This is a genomic window from Archaeoglobus sp. (assembly GCF_017656475.1).
Taxonomy (GTDB): Archaea; Halobacteriota; Archaeoglobi; order Archaeoglobales; family Archaeoglobaceae; genus Archaeoglobus.
Map to the genome: position 1 here is coordinate 24,926 of NZ_JACDNT010000003.1, position 17,647 is coordinate 42,572.

Sequence of the window (17,647 nt, forward strand, 5' to 3'; positions counted from 1 at the left end):
AAGTAATTACACTATATTAAAACCTTTAGCTGATGACTATTATTGTAATCAAGGCCAATATTTGAAAAGCGTTTTTAAACCTTAAATCAATAACCTGCTATGCTAAAATTGAGGACGCCCTCAAGAGTTCACATCACGCTCATCGACCTCAACGGTGCGATAGGGAGAGTGGATGGTGGTGTGGGGCTGGCTCTGGAAGAGCCCCACATCGAAATCAGAGTTAAAGAACACGATGATTTTATTCTCAAAGGAGAGCCAATCAACCGCGAGAGATTCAATCTCTCAGCAGAAAAAATGATCAAATACTGCGGGAAAGGTGCCGAAATTGAGGTGCTCTCCGATTATGAAGCTCACGTCGGACTTGGAAGTGGTACGCAGATCAGCCTTGCCGTTGGAAAAGCGTTCAGCGAGCTTTACAGTTTGAATCTAACAACGAGGCAGATTGCAGAAATAATGGGCAGAGGGGGGACTTCTGGCATTGGAGTTGCTGTCTTTGACTACGGAGGGCTGGTTGTAGATGGCGGCCACTCAACGAAGGAGAAGAAGAGCTTCCTGCCATCATCAGCCAGCAAGGCCAAACCTGCCCCTATGATTGCGAGGCTCGACTTCCCTAACTGGGATGTTGTTCTTGCAATTCCTGAACTGAAGGGCTTTTTTGGGGATGCGGAAATCAACCTGTTTCAGAAAAGCTGTCCCGTTCCGCTTGATGATGTCAGGGAGATTTGCCACCTCATACTCATGAAAATGCTCCCGGCGGTTGTTGAAGCCGATCTCGACAGTCTTGCAGCGACAATAAAACGAATTCAGGAGCTTGGCTTCAAGAAAGCGGAAGTTGAGCAGTATGGTGATCTGATTAAAGGTTGCTTCGACCTTGCAGACTGCGCGGGAATGAGCTCCACTGGCCCTACAGTTTACGCCATCACAGACACGAATGCTAGGGAGATTGAGAGGAGCTTTAGAGATTACTTCGCAGAAAGGGGGTATGAGTGCAGGACTTTGATAACAAAGGCGAGAAACAGAGGTGTCGAAATTGAAATATAACCTCTGGTTTGGTGTTTACGACGGAAAAGAAGTTAAGCTCAGTGAGAATTTCGAAGAATCTTTTTTAAAGGCCGAAAATCCCTCTCCGCTTCCTTTTAACGTTTCTGAGCTTGGAATGCAGGTTTTGGGGGAGAGTTATTACCGAATTTTACGCAAAACCGCTCTGCAGGTGTCTGAAAAGCAGGTTGAGAGGGAACTGAAGAGGGAGGACAGGTATGTTGTTGCACTCGTGAAAGCTCTTGAGGAGATTGATGAAGCAATAAACATGCTCAACGAGAAGCTTGAGGACATAAAAGCCGTCAAGGAGTCCGATATAACGGAGAGCTTTGAGAGTAAAATCAGAGAGTTGAGGGAGCTGAGGAAGGAAGTGGAGAGAGAAATTGAAGACGTAATGAAAAAGATAGCACCGAACATGACGGAGCTTGTTGGGGCAAAGATTGCAGCAAAGATCCTCGAAAGGGCTGGGAGTATGGAAAAGCTGGTAAGGTTGCCGGCAAGCAAGGTTCAGGTAATTGGAGCTGAAAAGAGCCTTTACAAGGCATTTGCAAGAATGAGGAAGGGTAAGAAGGCAAAAATACCAAAGCACGGAATTATATTCCTGCACCCCTTCATAAGAACTCTGCCTAAAACCAAAAGGGGAAAGATGGCAAGGTTCTTGGCTGCAAAGCTTGCTATTGCGGCAAAAATCGACTATTTCAGGGGAGAGGTCGATGAAAACCTTTACGAGAGCATCAGGAGGAGATACGAGGAGTTGAGGAGGAAATGAAAGAACTAATGAGAAACGTTTACCTGAAGGACGGAACGCTGGTGACTAAGAGCAAGTACGGCTCTCACTACGGCGAAAAAGTCTTTGATGGCTTCAGAGAGTGGATTCCGTGGAGAAGCAAGCTTGCAGCGATGATTTTAAAAGGTCACAGGCTTAAGCTGAAAGGGGATGAGAAAGTACTCTACCTTGGTGCTGCAAGCGGGACGACTGTAAGTCATCTGGCAGACATCGTGGATGAAGGGGTGATTTATGCTGTTGAGTACGCAGCCAAGCCCTTTGAAAAGCTTTTAGAGCTTGCCAGGGAAAGGGACAACATAATCCCCCTTCTATTCGATGCATCAAAGCCCTGGAAGTACAGCGGAATAGTTGAGAAGGTCGACCTCATCTATCAAGATATTGCCCAGAAAAACCAGATTGAAATACTGGAGAGCAATGCTGAGTTCTTCCTCGAAAAGGGTGGTGAGATAGTTATAATGGTCAAGGCGAGGAGCGTAGACTCCACTGCTGAGCCTGAAGAGGTTTTTGAGTCGGTTCTGAGAAAAATGGGTGAGAGGTTTAAAATCGTCAACCATGGAAGCTTGATGCCCTACCATAAGGATCACATATTCGTCCACGCTTACAAATCCGAGTAAACCAAAACTTTTTAATCATAAGGTTTAGGGAGGATGGATGATAGATCTGGCCTTAATGCTCACAGTGGAGGGAATGAGCGTTGTATTTCTCGTTCTATCTGTTTTGGCGCTATTTATGTGGATTATGGGAAAGCTGGCAGGAAGGGGAGAGGTTAAGGAGAAAATTGAAGTAAAACCAGTCTCCGAGTTGAAGGAGGCAGGGTTTAGCGATAAGGAGATTTTTGCAATCGTTGCCGCACTGATGAGGCATGAAGGGGTGCAGGTTGTGGATGTTAAAGCTCCAAAGAACTGGAAAAAGGTTGCCAGGCTGTATGCAATGAGGTGGGTGGAATGAGGTTTTACAGAATCAGGGTGGACGGAGCGGACTTCAAAGTTGGGGTGGAGAAGCTCAGAGAGGGTGTTTACAGAGTAAAGGTTGGCGAAAAGGAGGCTGAGGTTGTTGTTGAGGACATCTACGAGAGGGTGGAAAGAACAGTGGAAAGAACACAGTTCGAGCCAGTTGCACCTTCTGCTCTGATATCTGAAGTCAGGAATGAGCTGAAGGGAACTGGAGATGCTGTAACGTCGATGCTTCCGGGAGTCGTGCTGAAAGTCCTTGTTAATCCGGGAGACAGGGTAAAGGCTGGAGATCCGGTTGTGATAATCGAGTCGATGAAGATGGAAAATGAAATCGTAAGCCCCGTTGATGGTGTTGTGGCCGAAATCACGGTGAAGGAGGGGCAGAGGATAGAAGCGGGAGATGTTGTGGCAATCATTCAGCGGTGAGCTGATGCTCGGAAGCCTTGTGATGATAGGTGCTGGATTGGTTTTGATTTATTTAGGGATAGCCAAGAAAATGGAACCCCTCCTCCTCGTCCCGATCGGGATAGGGGCAATTCTAGTCAACATTCCCTGTGCGGGGCTGGCTGAGGAGGGAAGCATTTTCGACCTCTTCCTGAAGTACCTCATCCACACTGAAATAGTCCCCCTGCTAATATTCCTCGGTTTGGGAGCTTTAACGGACTTCTCGCCTTTACTCGCAAATCCGAAAACGTTCTTGCTGGGCGCTGCAGCCCAGATTGGCATTTTTGCAGCCCTGATTGCCGCCCTATTTCTCGGCTTCACCCCGCAGGAGGCTGCATCAATAGGCATAATCGGCGGCGCTGACGGCCCGACGACGATTTACACAACAACGATCCTCGCCCCACACCTGCTCGCAGCTACAGCTGTTGCAGCCTACAGCTACATGTCTCTCGTCCCGATTATCCAGCCGCCCATCATCAAAGCACTCACGACGAGCAGGGAGAGAAAGATAAAGATGAAGCAGCTCAGAGTGGTGTCAAAGAGGGAGAAAATAATCTTTCCGATTGCAACAATAATCATTTCCGGTTTCCTCGCCCCTAAAGCTCTCCCCCTTGTGGGAATGCTCATGACGGGCAACCTGTTCAGAGAGAGCGGTGTCACCGACAGGCTGGCGAAGGGGGCGAGTGAGGAGCTGATGAACATAATGACGATAATTCTCGGCCTCTCCGTTGGAAGCACGATGAGGGCAGAGAGTTTCCTCACTCAGAAAACACTTCTTGTCTTAGCTCTTGGAGTTGTTGCCTTTGCCGCAGCAACTGCAGGAGGTGTGCTGCTTGCCAAGCTGATGAACCTGTTTCTTGAGGAGAAGATCAACCCAATGATTGGTGCTGCAGGAGTTTCAGCTGTTCCAATGTCAGCAAGAGTCGTGCAGAGGCTCGCAGTCGAGGAGGATCCTTCAAACCACATTCTCATGCATGCGATGGGGCCGAACGTGGCTGGGGTTATCGGATCTGCGGTTGCTGCAGGAGTGCTGATTCAGCTTCTTGGCTGAGCCTGAATCAGAATAAAAAGCTTTAGAGAAAAAGATTTTATAAATATTTGATTCTTTTATTTATTCACGAATTTCGAAATATTATGATGATAACAATAATAGAAACAGAAATCTATAAATAATTTGTAAATTTAATGTGGTTATGGGAGAGAAAAGGTCGCGTTTCGAGATTTTCGTTGCCATTTTGAAAGTGACAGGCAGCGGGGCAAATATGACCAGGATAGTTTACGGTGCGAACATAAACTTCAAAATGGCTCAAAATTACATTGAATACCTTCTCGATAAAGATTTTCTTGTGTTAACCTCAGAAAACGGGAAAAAGATATACAGCACCACTGAGAAGGGGAGAGATTTTGTAAAAAAATACGGTGAACTGGAAGTGTTAGCTGAGTAAACCTCAGAGCATAAGTTCAGTAGCTATACTTCGAATTCTTTAAATATTCTTGCCACACAATTCAAACCATGTTAAAAAATATTGACAAAATCCTGGAAATGATAAAAGACAAAAGGCTGCCAAAAGAAAAGTTATCGCGAAAAGAACTCAATATTTTGCTTGAACTCGGATTGGTAGAAATAAAAGACGGAGAAATCGTGATTACTGAGTGGGGAGATAAGTTTCTGAACCTTCCTACTGAGTAATCTTACTGAAAATCCTTTCTAATTTTGGCTTCTGATTTTATTTTCAAATATTATATATAACATTTTGAACAACATATCTTATCGGCTGAATGCCGAGAAAGTGAGGTGAAAAAATGAGAAAAATGCCATTGGGTATATTGGGAGCAATGGTGGCTCTGAGCCTTGTCATTGGTGTAAGCGCTACCTTTAGTGACTACAACGCAGATAGAAGCATCCACTGGAACATAACAACTGACGATACGGAGCTGATAGACCTGAAACCTATTCAGCCCTATGCTTATATCGCTGACAACGGAGAGCTTGTAGTTGACTTCTCGCCCAACAACCCGAATTATCCGGGTTACGGCGATGGAATTAGCCCGGCAAGCGAGTACAACTTCAACGAGGTTTTTGCAGTGAGCAACCATCTCTGGGAAAACATGCCAATAGTTGTGAGAATTACATCATCCAACACGCACGTTGAATTCTACTCACACGAGGGTGGAGTTTATGCGGTGGATGGTGGTGCAGCAGCAACAGCTTCAGACAGTGCCAGGGATGATGTGTGCTTCGTTCTTGGGCCAAACTCAGAGAAGAAGATTGGAATGGACCTCAGCGCTAACGGAGACAGTCCGGGAGATGTGTGGGATTTGACAATGACAGTGAAGGCCTACAGGCTTGGAACAGAGCCTGCTGAGCTGAGTAACTGTGGACAGGTGATATAATGAAAAAGTTAGCAGGTCTTCTGCTTCTGATTGTTGGCTTAACGCTGACGATAGGGGCGGGAGCAAACTTTAGGTATTACGAAGCTGAAAGGAGCATAACCGTGAACATTACGTCAGATGACAACGAGTTCATCGATCTAACTCCATTGCAACCCTATGCCTACCTGAATAATGGAAAGTTGACCATTGAGATGTCACCCAACAACCCGAATTATCCGGGTTATGGTGACGGAATGAGCGTCAACACAATATACGTGTTTGAAGAGATGTTCAACGTAAGCAACGAGCTTTGGGAGAATGAAAATGGTGATTTCCCGGTTTGCGTGCAGATATCGATAAGTGATGGTGTTGAAGTCTTTGCCGGGGACTACGACAACCCAATTAGTGGTCCAGGAACGCAATTGCAGTTTACCGTGTACCATGACGAGCCAGTTCCAGTTGGATTCGTATTCAACAACACCGACAAAGAAATGGGCGCACAACATGTTCAGATGAGTATTGTTGCCGTAGCAGGAGCTTGCGGTGAGTAAGCTCCCAACTTTAATTTTTTTATGAGGAAAGCAAATGAAAAAAATCATAATTGCGATAATATTACTTCTCATAGCTCTCGGATTGAGAGCTCCAGCCATATCTGTCATGGCTGCAGATACCATTAGTGGAATTTTGCTTTACTCTACCTCACCCTACGCAAATAACGAGAACAACCTGACGATAGATATTACCGAAAACAACCCGAACTATCCGGGCTATGGCAATGGCCTGAGTCCGGGGTCAGTTTACAGATTTGATGACCTTTTAACCATAGAAAACAGCAACAGCTTTCCGGTTTGCGTTGAACTCGAGTCTCAGAGTGATCTGGTAAAATTTTACACTGACGGAGACTCTTTGCCAGCAATCAGCTTCACACTCGCTGTGAATGAAAGCATGTCTGTGGGTGTGGAGTTCAACGCAGCAGAGCTTGGACTGATGGAGGAGTATTACAGCATTCAGATACTGGAAGGCGGTTGCAATGAAACTGTCTGATATTCTCCTGCTCGTTTTACTGGCGTTCCTGCTGGCATCAACAGCAGGATTCGTGCTTAACAGGCCAGTTCTGCTGTCTTACGTAACTTCAGACAGCATGACTCCAACTTTAAACAGAGGTGACCTTTTCCTCATAAATCCACTTGCAGAAGCAAAGCCGGACGACATAGTCGTTTTCAACCTGAACGGTCACTGGACAGTTCACAGAGTTGTGGCGGAGACTGATGGAGGTTACATTACCAAAGGTGACCACAATATTGCCACAGACCAGCAGGGAGGTACGAACACGGTCAAAAGGGAGAGCGTTGCTGGAGTAGTTCCAATAATCTTTGGCACTCCACTAAAAGTTCCAGAAGTTGGAAACTATATCCAGAAACTTTCTGGAACAACGATAAACATATTGTTGGCAGTTTTCATGATAATAGGCGGAGCGACGCTGTTAACAGGGAGGGGAGAAGAAAGGAAAAAGGAAAAGAAGGTTTACAGGCTGAGATACGAGACTCTCTATGTTGCAGTCTCAACAGTGTCGATTGCCATGCTTCTTCTCTCCATACTGGCCACATGGGGGACTGCTGGTTTCAGCTATGCCTCAACCTTAGCAGGTGGTCAGAGGGAGGGATGGTATCTGCCCGATTCGGAGTTTGATAAGCAGATTGAGATAAAGAACAACGCCCTATTCCCGCTCATTTACGTTTTCAGTTTAGAAAGTGATAGGGCTGAATTGCAGGAATCAAGCAAAATTCTCTCAGCAGGGGAGAAGGCAGAATTGAACGTTCACGTTAAAGTTCCTTCAGAAACGAGAATTTATTATGACGAAATAGTGGTTCAGGCTTATCCGCTAATTCTTCCGTCGGAGATCATAATCAGAATGCACAGTTTAAGTCCTCTCCTACCGCTTGCAGCCTTCGCAATGGAGTTTGCGGTGGTTTTGAGTGTAATCTACTACGCAACAAATGCGGGAGAGGAGGAGGTTATAAGATTGAATAAAAGAAGGAGGTTGAAATTATGAAAAAGTTAATATTAATTCTTGCAGCTACTCTCGTGCTCGTTCTGGGGGCGAGCGGGAACTTCAGAGAGTATTATGGAGCGAGGGGTGTTGCCGTCAGCATCGCGGACAACAACAGCTCTTACATAGCATTTGAATGTCCGGAAATAACGCTCTACTTGCAGAGCGGAGAAAGCTCAGGTGTAATTTCAGTTAGAAACAACCTTGGAGAGGACGCTGAGCTGTATTTCTCCACACCTGATGACATTTTAACATTCACCAATCCAACGTTTCTGTATGCAGGTGAGGAGAAGCTTGTTCAGGCTGAGTTCACAGGAGATCAGGGTGAATACACAATCCCGATAGATATCGAAGCGTTCTGGGCAAACGGCTCAGCCAGAATCCCTGCGTGCAGCGTTAAGGTTGTTGATCCGCTGGTAAAAATAAGCAAGATACTTTTCGAAGGGGACACAGAAGTTCCGCTGTTTGAGAGAGAGGTCTGGACGTTCAGAATTCTTGTTGAAAGTAAAATCGGGGGTAATTATACAATCCTTGACACAATCCCGGCAGAATTCGAGGTTCTGAGTATAACTTCATCCAGTGGCAGTCACACAGAGCATCATCCTGGAGTGGGAAGAAGCGGTGTGACTAAAATAGTATGGGAAGTCCACGTTGAAGGGTCAGAATTTATGGACGTTACGGTTGCAACGAAGCTCAACCCTGCAGGGAAGCAGGAGTTCACGAGTCCGGGAAGTTACAATCTTAACGATGGTGCGGAAATAAAGGGGCTTGGAATAGTCAGCAATCCCATCATCGTTAATGCAGTGAGAGGTGTTAATAATGGAGAGTAAGTATAAAAATATAGCCACGGTGGCGCTGTCAGTCACAGGGGTTCTGCTGGCTGTTATGGCTGTTTACGCGTTCTCAACGCCATCTGAGAACGTCAAAAATGTTGTTGATGAGGTTGTTGTGCAGAAGGGGAACTTTGAGCATTATGCAACGCTCTCGAATGAATCAATTTACGGCAGGAAGGCGTCGCTTGATTACTATCCTGAGGGGATAACCGAGAGCATTGAAGGTGTTTACAGCTACACTGTAAGCCCTGAAAAGGTCGGAGAGTATAGAATGGTTGTAAAGACAACATACTACGTGCAGGAAGGCAGGAGCAAGGTTCAGGTCTGGGAGGAAACGCTGAGGGAAGAGCAGGGAGAATTTGTTGGAAACGTAACCATTCCAGTTACGCTGAACTTCGCCGAGATGAATGAAATGCTCAATGTGGTGAAAGATGGGACGGCATTGCCGAGACTTGCAGGAGTTACGGAAATCATTTTCACGGCAAACACCGAAAATGAGAGTTTTAACCACACAGTTACGCTGAATGAAGGTAGCAGCCTTTACAGCTTCTCAGATACATCGAAGAGCACAAGAACGGTTTACAGTACGAGAGAGGTTACGGAGAACAGCTTTGGCGGTGTCAGTGTGAACAACGCAAGGATATTCTATGCTGCGATGGCCATTTTTACTGCAATACCAGTTGCGGTGATCAACAGAGACTTGATAAGGAGGGAGAAGAAGAACCCACACGTCGTCAGCGGTAGAAGAGAGGGGGACAAAATTATACTTGAAAGTGAGGAAGACCTCAAAAAGGTTTTTGCAATGTCGGACAGCCCTGTAGTCAGAACGGAGATTGACGGTGTTGCTGTTTACTCGATAGTAGCAGAAGGTGTGGTTTACGAGTATCGGGAGCGGTAATTTTAAAAACTCAATTTTTATTTTTCATATGATATCTTGAAAGACTTAACACGTAGTTGTAAAATTTATTCCACTAAGTTCCATTAGTCAGCCCTCTAAGAATCTATCTTCCTCGCAGAATTGGTAGTTATATAGTCGTTCATGGTGATAATTACAATTTATCACAATATATAACGAAAAATTAAAAAATGGTTGTTAGTTGTGTGTTTTGGTGAGGATGATATGGAGTTGGAATTCAGCCAAGAGCACAGACTGTTTAGGGATAGCCTGAGGGAGTTTCTGGCAAAGGAAATAGAACCGATTGTAGATGAAAAGGAAAAGAAGGGGCCACTGACGAAGGATGAGGTTCTGGACCTTTATGCCAAATTCAAGAAGCTCGGAATTGGCTACGATCCGGAAAGTCTTTCAGTATACTTCGAAGACCCGTTTTATTACGGAATAGCAAGTGAGGAGATAAGCAGGGTTTGGGCGAGTCTAAACGTTGTTCTCGGGATGTCCTTCCCGGTTGTTTTTGTAAATCTCGCCTCAGAACAAACGAAAGAGGTGATGATGCCGAAGCTGGAGAAAAATCAGCTTATAGGGTGCTTGGCAGCTACAGAGCCTGAGGGGGGAAGCGATACAACCACAATGAAGACAACAGCAGAGCTTGACGGGGATGAGTGGGTTCTGAATGGCACAAAGACGTGGATCAGCAACGCCACAATTGCTGATGTTGCATTGGTGGTGGCAACGAACAAGGAAACGGGAATGCAGGACATGTTTCTCGTTGATAGAGTTAACTCTCCCTTCGAGACGAGTGAGCTTCACAAGCTTGGATGGAGAGCATCACCGACAGGTGAGATATACCTCAAGAACTGCAGGGTGCCAAGGGAAAATGCCCTGAGCATAATGATTCAGAAGGCGTTGAGTGAGGGGACTATGGTCGAGTCTCTGCCCATCGCAGCCTCAATATCAAAACTTTACGCGTACATGTCTCCCCTAAGTGCTGTTTTCTGCTTGATGCGTTCAGGGATGGCGTTAATGGCCACTGGAATCTCTCAGGCAGCGCTTGACGCTTCCGTAGCCTACGCAAAGCAGAGAAAAGCCTTCGGAAAGCCGATAGGTAAGTTCCAGCTTATTCAGGACATGCTTTACAAGATGGCTGCTATAACTGAATCTTCAAGGCTGCTTGGCTACAAGGCGCTTTACATGATACAGAAAGGCGATCCCAAGGCAAGATACATGTCATCTCTGGCAAAGGGGTATGCTTGTGAGGGATGCGTGAAGGTTACCTATTACGGCATTCAGATACACGGCGGTCTTGGGCTCAGCGATGAATATCCGCTGGAGAGGTACTTCAGAGATGCGAGGGTTATGACAATTCCCGACGGCACAACGGAGATTCAGAAGCTCATAGTCGGCAGAGAGTTGCTTGGCAAGGGATTCTCGGCATATTCTTAGCATGAAGCCTTGGTTTAAATCCTACCAGATGATGGGTCTCAGGGAGTCCATTGAGCCGTATCCAGAGGTTCCCTTATATTATTTTCTTGAGGAATCCGCAAAGAACTTTCCCGATTCAACAGCAATCACATATCTCGAAAAGCAGATGACATATTCAGAGCTGCTCGATGCTGTCAACAGGCTGGCCAATGGATTCTCGGAGTATCTGAGCAGGGGAGACAGAGTTCTGATAACTTTAAGAAACTGTCCTCAGCTCCTCATTGCCGAGCTTGCAGCTCTGAAGTGTGGAGCTTCAGCCGTGCTCGTAAGTCCGCTACTGCCAGAAAAAGAGTTGAAGGATATCGCTGAAAAAACCGAACCAAAAATTGTGGTGGGAGAAAAGAAATTTTCTGAATACGGAATCTTTGTCGAAACCAAGCCGTCCAATTTAATGGGAGATGACGACTTCTGGAGTATTATCAAATCAAGCCAACCCGATCCACCTGATGCAGAAATTAATCCAAAAGAGGACGTTGCGGTTATCCTGTTCACGGGTGGAGTCACGGGCGTGCCGAAGGGGGTTATGCTCACCCACCACAATCTGACGACCAACGTTCTTCAGGTCTTGCCGTGGCTTCTTGGCGGTGCGGCAGAAGCTGTAAGGGGTTCCGGTTCTGTATTGCTCGCATCTCCAGTCTTCCACTCGTACGGACACTGGGGCATGCATGTGGGGCTTTATTGGGCATTCAACTTGCTTATAGTCTCCGATCCGAGAAACTACGATGAAATACTTGGCTACATGAAGAAATACGGCCCTTGGGTTACTGTTGGCGTTCCCGGACAGTATATGAAGCTCATAAAAAGGGAAATCGAGGGGCTATGGACCATAAGCGTGTCTGGTTCGGCACCGCTGCCAAAAAGTACCGCAAAGGAGTATGAGAAAAAGGCCGGTATTCCAATAGTTGAAGGCTACGGGTTGACGGAAACCTCCCCGGTTACGCACATCAACATCGCAAGCATTGCAAGATTCCTCGGCCTGGATGCTCCGGACAAGACTGGCTCAATAGGTGTCCCTGTCCCAGATACCGATGTCAGGATTGTAAGAGAGGATGGAAGTGAGGCAGAATTGGGAGAGGAGGGAGAGATGCAGATAAAAGGCCCCCAGCTCATGAAAGGATACTGGAACGCTGAAGACCCATTCATTGACGGCTGGTTACCAACGGGTGATGTAGCCTACGTGGATGAGGACGGATTCTTCTACATCGTTGACAGGGTTAAGGATATGATAAACGTGTCTGGTTACAAGGTGTATTCGAGAGTTGTCGAGGAGGTTCTTCACCAGCACCCTGCTGTTGAGCTTGCTGCGGTGGTAGGAATTCCGGACAAGGAAAAAGAGGGGTCTGAGAGGGTCAAGGCCTTTGTAAAGCTCTTTGACGGAGCATCAGCAACGCCGGATGAAATAAAGGAGTTCTGCAGGGAGAGACTTCCCCCTTACGCCGTTCCCGTTGAAATTGAGGTGAGGGAAACGCTGCCACAGACGGAAACGCAGAAGATTCTGAAGAGGTTACTATTACAATAGAAATAGAATTAGTAAAACGTCAAAGTTAAATCTTACGAGTAAAGTCTCAGTATATGTTCGACTGGAAGGTTGCGGCGGATGAATTTCCAGCAGCTTTATTTATTGTTAATCAATACGGCAGGGTAATTTACATCAACAAGATACTGTCGGAAAGAGGTGAGGTGGACTTCAAAGAAGCGAGCGAGGAGCCTTACAAGTTTTATCCGCCTGAAGATTATACAAAACTCGTAAATTTAATTATTAAGACGTTCCAGGAGAAAAAGAAGAATCCAGATCCCGCTTTAATCATAAGGTCTTTCTCAAAAACCAGGGAGGAATTCTGGCTTGAGGTGAGAACTAGGTATGCGGAGATAGGCGGAGAACCTTACTGTCTGGTTGCACTTACAGACGTTACGGATAGGGTGAGACTTCAAAGGGAGGTAAATTCGCTCAACGAATACCTCAGGTTTTTGAACAGCATGCTGAGGCACGATATACTGAACATCTTCACGAGAATGCTGGTGTATATCGAACTCTTAGAAGAAAAGTGCAATGGTAACGAAGTTAAAAAAATAAAAGAGAGCATAGAGGCCGGAGTAAGCCTCATCCGCAAGATCAGGGAGCTTGAACTATCAACAGACCAAACAAAGAAGATTTACAGCCTTAAGGAGGTTATCGACGAAGTTTCCAGAGGGTACGATGTAAAAGTCACTGTAGATGGGGATGCTAAGATTCTCGCCAATGAGGGAATATTCAACGTGTTTGAAAACCTAATAGGCAATGCCGTCAAGCACGGTGGGGCGACGGAGGTAAAAGTAACAATAACCGAAAATCAGAAGGTCACGGTCAGAGTGGAGGACAACGGAAAAGGCATCCCCGAAGAAGTCATAGAAATAATTTTCGAGCGCGGGTTCACAACAGGTAAGGGGAGCGGTCTGGGACTTTACATCGTCAAGAAGCTCGTAGAAAGTTACGGAGGGGAAATAAAAGTAGAGAAAGCTGATAGAGGAGCCGTTTTCGTGATAGAGTTGCCCCTGTCAAAGCAATCCGGAGGAGCAGGTATGACAAAATCTTCCGAATAAAAACTTAAATCTCAATGAAAAATGTGGTGTGATGGGCAAGCTTGAAGATTACTTGGGCGTTTACTTCATAACAGACTCAAGGTTTGGTTACACACACGAGGAACTTGCAGAAAAAGCTCTAAGGGCGGGAGTCAGGGCTATACAGTTCAGGGAAAAGAAGCTGAGCACCAAGAGAATGTACGAAATAGGGAAGAAGATACGGGCACTAACGAAAGATTACGGGGCATTATTTTTCGTAAACGACAGAATAGATGTGGCCTTGGCTGTTGATGCAGACGGCGTCCACATCGGTCAGGACGATATGCCTGCGGAGGTTGCAAGAGAGGTTTTTCCCGGCTACATTGGTGTCTCAGCGAGCAGTATTGAGGAGGCAAAGAAAGACGAGAAGTATGCGGACTATCTTGGCGTGGGTTCAGTTTTCCCAACAAAAACGAAGGAGGATGCGGGAGAGGCGATAGGTGTTGAGGGGCTGAGAAAGATAGTTGAGAGCGTTAGAATTCCCGTTGTTGCCATCGGCTCGATAAATATAGAAAATGCAGTTGAAGTTCTGAAGACCGGCGTGGCAGGAATTGCGGTTATATCAGCCATAGCTGCGGCTGAAGACCCTGAGAAAGCTGCAAGAGAGCTGGTTGAGCTCGTAAGAAAGTTTAAATCGAGATTGTAATCAAAGCAAATTCGCAGGATTTTTATAGTTTCATGAAACCTTATAACATGCTTGAGCTGAATGGTGTGCCGGTTGACGACACCTACTGTGAGGCATTTGACGGTATCTACTCGAGAATTATCGTAACTGCAAAGCACAAGTGGTTGCTCAAGAAAGCTGCTTATTCCGCTACTGCTTTGCCCTCAACAGTTTTTGGAGAGGCTGAGGGTGGAGTTGAGCTGTGGCTGTCCCCTCAAGAAACTCCAGATGGACGGCTGGGGGCAATCTGTCAGATATGGGTTCAGAAGTCCAAGAAGTTTTTGGACGTGCTGATGAGGGAGATGGGGAAAAGAATAAGGCAGGGAATCCTCGTCGTCCCCACAACCAGAGTATTCAACGCCACGGACAGCGAAACGACTTTCGATGCCGAAATCAATGTGGGAAGGTGCGGAGACGGCTACGAGTGGGAAGACGAGATGTGGGGTAGGAAAGTCATCAGAGTGCCGATAATGTTCGGGGAGTTTATAATCGAGCGCTATATCGGCTACGCTGAGGGCATAGCGGGTGGAAACATCTGGTACTTCTGCGAGAGTGAGGAAGCAGCTCTGGAAGCAGGAGAGGCAGCGGTTGAGGCCCTCAAGAAGATTGAGGGGGTCATTACCTCCTTCGACATCTGCTCTGCCGGAAGCAAGCCCGAAACCAAGTATCCGGAAATGGGGCCGAGCACCAACCACTACTTCTGCCCAACGCTGAAAGGCAAAATCCCCGACTCGAAAGTTCCCGATGGTGTCAAATCGATTCCCGAAATCGTCATCAACGGAATAACAAGGGAAGCAGTTGAGAAGGCCATGTACGTTTGCATGGATGTCGTGAGCAGAATCGATGGTGTTGTGAGAATTTCTGCTGGCAACTATGGAGGAAAGCTCGGCCAGCACAAGATATACCTGAAGGATATTATAGAGAAGTACTCTTAAATATTTTTGATTTTATTTCCTAGATTTTTATTCAATTTAAAGCAAAAATTAAATTGTCCCCAGAGCAAAGCTTTTAAGATTGAGAATAACATTGGGCATGGATTTGATATGCATGTACGTTTTCAAGGGTGAAGAGAGCTTTGGGGAGAGCATAGATGTTTATGGCGACTACCTGATAGTAAAGGTCGGGTCGGAATTTCTTGCAGTTCCCAAGAAGAGCATAAAATCAGTTGAGGATGGAAAAATCGTTCTGGAAGAGTTCGACGAAGAGGAAGCGAGAGAGATTGGGAGTAAATGGGTTGAGGAAAAGTCGAAGCCCGTAACTCTTGAAGAGCTAAAATCGTACGGGTTTGGTGAGGAAGAGGGTTAATGGCCCTTAAGCAGGTAATCGTCGTCAGGGACGACCTGAAGCTATCGAGGGGTAAGCTTGCAGTCCAGGTAGCCCATGCGGCTATTATTGGCTACCTCAGGTCTGACAGCAGTTTGAGGAGGAAGTGGCTTGACGAGGGTCAGAAGAAAGTCGTTTTGAGGGTAAAAAGCCTTGAAGAGTTGCTTGCAGTCAAGTACAAAGCGGAATCGCTCAAACTTGTAACCGGGGTTGTGCAGGATGCTGGCTTGACGGAAATCCCACCCGGAACGATTACCGCTGTTGTAATCGGGCCTGATGAGGAAAAGAAAATTGACAGGGTGACGGGCAGCCTCCCCCTGCTGAAGTGACTAAGGTTCTATACCTCTCTCGGTAATCCGGTAAAAGCAGCTTTTTCCCTCTTTCATCCACCTGTGCTTTATCAGTGTTGCTTTCCTCAGCTCATCGCTTCTCTCAAGGGCAATTATGACCTTTGACAGGTGCTCAAGGCTCGGCCCGCCGAGCGGTCGGTCGGTTCCTGAAGCTACATCTGTGTACATCTGGTTGGTAATCACAACAGCCACGTCGTACTTTCTCGCAAGGCCAAGCAGGAAGGTGAGCTGTGAGGTAAGCTCCCTTTTTATCTTAATCTGCTTTTTCTCATCCTCAAGCTCACTTCTGTATAATGAGGTGAAGCAGTCCACGATAACGAGCTTTACTTTTTCACTTCTGCAGAGCTTTTCCGCCTCCTTAATTGCCACTCCCTGCTGTCTGAAGCTGAAAACCTCATACACAAAAACGTTGGAAAAGAGCTTCTCGTCACCAAAAATTTGTCTCACTCTCTCCCCTGAAAGCCCCTCGGTGTCGATGTAGGCCACTTTGAACTGCTCCGCGGCATTTTTAGCCAGCATCAGACACAGGGTAGTCTTGCCCGTACCTCCATGCCCGTAAATCTGCGTGACAGTTCCAGTCTCAACTCCCCCACCGAGAAGCGAGTCTATGCACTTACTCCCGCTCGGAATCAGCATCTTTCGCACCGTCGATTTTTTTCAAAATCTCCCTATAAACGACATGCGGTGGAATGTTTAAATCCTCTGCTATTGCCACAACATCGTCAAACTCTGGCTTAAGGTGCAAGAATCCGGGATGCGACCTTTTCACCCTCACCTCAAACTTCTTGCCACGAATTTCAACATTCACAACCTCTTCGCCCCTCTCTGAAATCACCCTGTGGTGTACAGGCATAACCCTGACACCCAGACTTCCCGTGAGCCTCATAACCTCCCTGGCAACCTCCTCCGACCTGTGCATGGGGGAGATGACCTTTAAAATGCTCGCAGGCCTCATTTTCTTGCCGTAAGCCGGAAGAATTACAACGTCCAGCACATCATCTCTTTCAAGTAGCTTTCTCATCGCGTAACCAAGCATTTCACCGCTCAAGTCATCTACGTTAGTCTCGATAACTGCAACGCTGTCGTGAAAAGCCGTCTCACCGAGAATCAATCTCAGAACGTTTGGTACATCGGTTTGTCTCTTTCCTGCCCCGTATGAGACCTCTCTGACCTTTATCGGAAAGGGCTTTAGCGGTTTGCAGTAATGAGACAGAATTGCCGCTCCTGTTGCCGTCAGAAGCTCTCCCTCGCCGTCCATTATAAACTCCAGAGGTGAGCTTTTCAGAATTTCAAGAACTGCCGGAGCGGGAACGGGATACTTACCGTGGGAGAACTCGACGAATCCAGAACCAGCTCTGATTGGTGTGGCAAAAAAGGTGTATCCTTCCTTTTTTAAATTTTCAAACGCCTTTACGCAGCAAACAACATCGAAAATTGCATCGTCAGCACTAACTTCGTGAAAAACACTCTGTCTGTAATCTCTACCATGAACTTTCCCCTCGGCTTTGGCCATGATCTCAAAAATCGCTAATGCATTTTCCTTGACATCATCCTCAAGATTTGAGTTCTTTATTATCTTTAAAACGTCCTCAAATCTCCTTTCCCCACCTTTTTCCTCAACATCGACACTTTTTGCACTTATTCCATTAATGTTAACATTGGTAACTTTATAACTGACATCGATGCCAAGAGAACTCACCAATTCCTCAATTTCCTCTTTACCAATCCCAACATCGAGCAGCGAGGCGAGGATCATATCTCCGCTTGCCCCGTTAAAGGCATCGAATATTGCAACCTTCATCAAATCACCACAAGCCTTTTTTATCTCTAAAATAAAAACTGTTTAGGTGTAAAAGA

General features: G+C 46.3%; 23 protein-coding genes. 21 read left to right on the plus strand and 2 right to left on the minus strand.

What is annotated here, in order from left to right:
* Positions 1-99: 99 nt before the first annotated feature.
* The 21 genes from H0Z19_RS01315 to pth2 all read left to right on the plus strand — a co-directional run bounded on the left by H0Z19_RS01315 (position 100) and on the right by pth2 (position 15,769).
* Positions 100-1,041, plus strand: a complete 942-nt coding sequence (locus H0Z19_RS01315) for a beta-ribofuranosylaminobenzene 5'-phosphate synthase (protein ID WP_290723050.1) — start codon at positions 100-102, stop codon at positions 1,039-1,041.
* Complete coding sequence (locus H0Z19_RS01320) at positions 1,022-1,807, plus strand: RNA-processing protein (RefSeq protein WP_290723052.1); 786 nt, start codon at positions 1,022-1,024, stop codon at positions 1,805-1,807. Before H0Z19_RS01315 ends, H0Z19_RS01320 begins: the two co-directional genes overlap by 20 nt.
* Positions 1,804-2,439 (plus strand): fibrillarin-like rRNA/tRNA 2'-O-methyltransferase, encoded by a 636-nt coding sequence (locus H0Z19_RS01325; protein ID WP_290723054.1) that lies wholly within the window; start codon positions 1,804-1,806, stop codon positions 2,437-2,439. Before H0Z19_RS01320 ends, H0Z19_RS01325 begins: the two co-directional genes overlap by 4 nt.
* 37 nt (positions 2,440-2,476) lie before the next feature.
* Positions 2,477-2,773, plus strand: coding sequence for an OadG family protein (locus tag H0Z19_RS01330; protein ID WP_290723056.1), 297 nt, complete (start codon positions 2,477-2,479; stop codon positions 2,771-2,773).
* Positions 2,770-3,204, plus strand: a complete 435-nt coding sequence (locus tag H0Z19_RS01335; RefSeq protein ID WP_290723057.1) for a biotin/lipoyl-containing protein — start codon at positions 2,770-2,772, stop codon at positions 3,202-3,204. The genes H0Z19_RS01330 and H0Z19_RS01335 overlap by 4 nt, the downstream gene beginning before the upstream one ends.
* Before the next feature lie 4 nt (positions 3,205-3,208).
* Complete coding sequence (locus H0Z19_RS01340; protein ID WP_290723058.1) at positions 3,209-4,273, plus strand: sodium ion-translocating decarboxylase subunit beta; 1,065 nt, start codon at positions 3,209-3,211, stop codon at positions 4,271-4,273.
* 142 nt (positions 4,274-4,415) lie between these two features.
* Positions 4,416-4,667 (plus strand): winged helix-turn-helix domain-containing protein, encoded by a 252-nt coding sequence (locus H0Z19_RS01345; RefSeq protein WP_290723060.1) that lies wholly within the window; start codon positions 4,416-4,418, stop codon positions 4,665-4,667.
* 98 nt (positions 4,668-4,765) lie between these two features.
* Positions 4,766-4,912 carry a hypothetical protein gene (locus tag H0Z19_RS01350; protein ID WP_290723062.1) on the plus strand — a complete coding sequence of 49 codons (147 nt, stop codon included), beginning with the start codon at positions 4,766-4,768 and terminating at the stop codon, positions 4,910-4,912.
* A gap of 113 nt (positions 4,913-5,025) precedes the next feature.
* A complete protein-coding gene (locus H0Z19_RS01355) occupies positions 5,026-5,616 on the plus strand; it encodes a DUF1102 domain-containing protein (RefSeq protein ID WP_290723064.1) in 591 nt (196 codons plus the stop codon).
* On the plus strand, positions 5,616-6,146 hold the full coding sequence (locus H0Z19_RS01360; RefSeq protein WP_290723067.1) for a DUF1102 domain-containing protein: 531 nt from the start codon (positions 5,616-5,618) through the stop codon (positions 6,144-6,146). The genes H0Z19_RS01355 and H0Z19_RS01360 overlap by 1 nt, the downstream gene beginning before the upstream one ends.
* Before the next feature lie 34 nt (positions 6,147-6,180).
* Positions 6,181-6,639: a DUF1102 domain-containing protein gene (locus H0Z19_RS01365; protein WP_290723069.1), complete on the plus strand. Its 459-nt coding sequence runs from the start codon at positions 6,181-6,183 to the stop codon at positions 6,637-6,639.
* Positions 6,626-7,648, plus strand: a complete 1,023-nt coding sequence (locus H0Z19_RS01370) for a signal peptidase I (protein ID WP_290723070.1) — start codon at positions 6,626-6,628, stop codon at positions 7,646-7,648. The genes H0Z19_RS01365 and H0Z19_RS01370 overlap by 14 nt, the downstream gene beginning before the upstream one ends.
* Positions 7,645-8,475: a hypothetical protein gene (locus H0Z19_RS01375; RefSeq protein WP_290723072.1), complete on the plus strand. Its 831-nt coding sequence runs from the start codon at positions 7,645-7,647 to the stop codon at positions 8,473-8,475. The genes H0Z19_RS01370 and H0Z19_RS01375 overlap by 4 nt, the downstream gene beginning before the upstream one ends.
* On the plus strand, positions 8,465-9,376 hold the full coding sequence (locus tag H0Z19_RS01380) for a hypothetical protein (protein WP_290723074.1): 912 nt from the start codon (positions 8,465-8,467) through the stop codon (positions 9,374-9,376). The genes H0Z19_RS01375 and H0Z19_RS01380 overlap by 11 nt, the downstream gene beginning before the upstream one ends.
* 222 nt (positions 9,377-9,598) lie before the next feature.
* A complete protein-coding gene (locus H0Z19_RS01385; protein WP_290723076.1) occupies positions 9,599-10,816 on the plus strand; it encodes an acyl-CoA dehydrogenase family protein in 1,218 nt (405 codons plus the stop codon).
* A gap of 28 nt (positions 10,817-10,844) precedes the next feature.
* A complete protein-coding gene (locus tag H0Z19_RS01390; protein WP_290723079.1) occupies positions 10,845-12,374 on the plus strand; it encodes an AMP-binding protein in 1,530 nt (509 codons plus the stop codon).
* A 53-nt stretch (positions 12,375-12,427) separates the two neighbouring features.
* Complete coding sequence (locus tag H0Z19_RS01395) at positions 12,428-13,435, plus strand: PAS domain-containing sensor histidine kinase (RefSeq protein WP_290723081.1); 1,008 nt, start codon at positions 12,428-12,430, stop codon at positions 13,433-13,435.
* A gap of 31 nt (positions 13,436-13,466) precedes the next feature.
* Entirely contained in the window at positions 13,467-14,099 is a 633-nt protein-coding gene (gene thiE, locus H0Z19_RS01400) for a thiamine phosphate synthase (protein WP_290723082.1), read from the plus strand.
* A gap of 47 nt (positions 14,100-14,146) precedes the next feature.
* Complete coding sequence (locus H0Z19_RS01405) at positions 14,147-15,052, plus strand: formylmethanofuran--tetrahydromethanopterin N-formyltransferase (RefSeq protein WP_290723084.1); 906 nt, start codon at positions 14,147-14,149, stop codon at positions 15,050-15,052.
* Between the two features lie 97 nt (positions 15,053-15,149).
* Entirely contained in the window at positions 15,150-15,422 is a 273-nt protein-coding gene (locus H0Z19_RS01410; RefSeq protein WP_290723085.1) for a DUF5749 family beta-barrel protein, read from the plus strand.
* Entirely contained in the window at positions 15,422-15,769 is a 348-nt protein-coding gene (gene pth2 / locus H0Z19_RS01415; RefSeq protein WP_290723087.1) for an aminoacyl-tRNA hydrolase, read from the plus strand. The genes H0Z19_RS01410 and pth2 overlap by 1 nt, the downstream gene beginning before the upstream one ends.
* On the opposite strand, the gene radB is transcribed toward pth2, so the two are convergent.
* Together radB and larC are read right to left on the minus strand one after the other, a co-directional pair.
* Positions 15,770-16,435: a DNA repair and recombination protein RadB gene (radB, locus tag H0Z19_RS01420; protein ID WP_365892179.1), complete on the minus strand. Its 666-nt coding sequence runs from the start codon at positions 16,433-16,435 to the stop codon at positions 15,770-15,772.
* The gene (larC, locus tag H0Z19_RS01425) at positions 16,404-17,591 is read right to left on the minus strand and encodes a nickel pincer cofactor biosynthesis protein LarC (protein WP_290723091.1); all 1,188 of its coding nucleotides are present in this window, start codon (positions 17,589-17,591) and stop codon (positions 16,404-16,406) included. The genes radB and larC overlap by 32 nt, the downstream gene beginning before the upstream one ends.
* Positions 17,592-17,647: the final 56 nt, after the last annotated feature.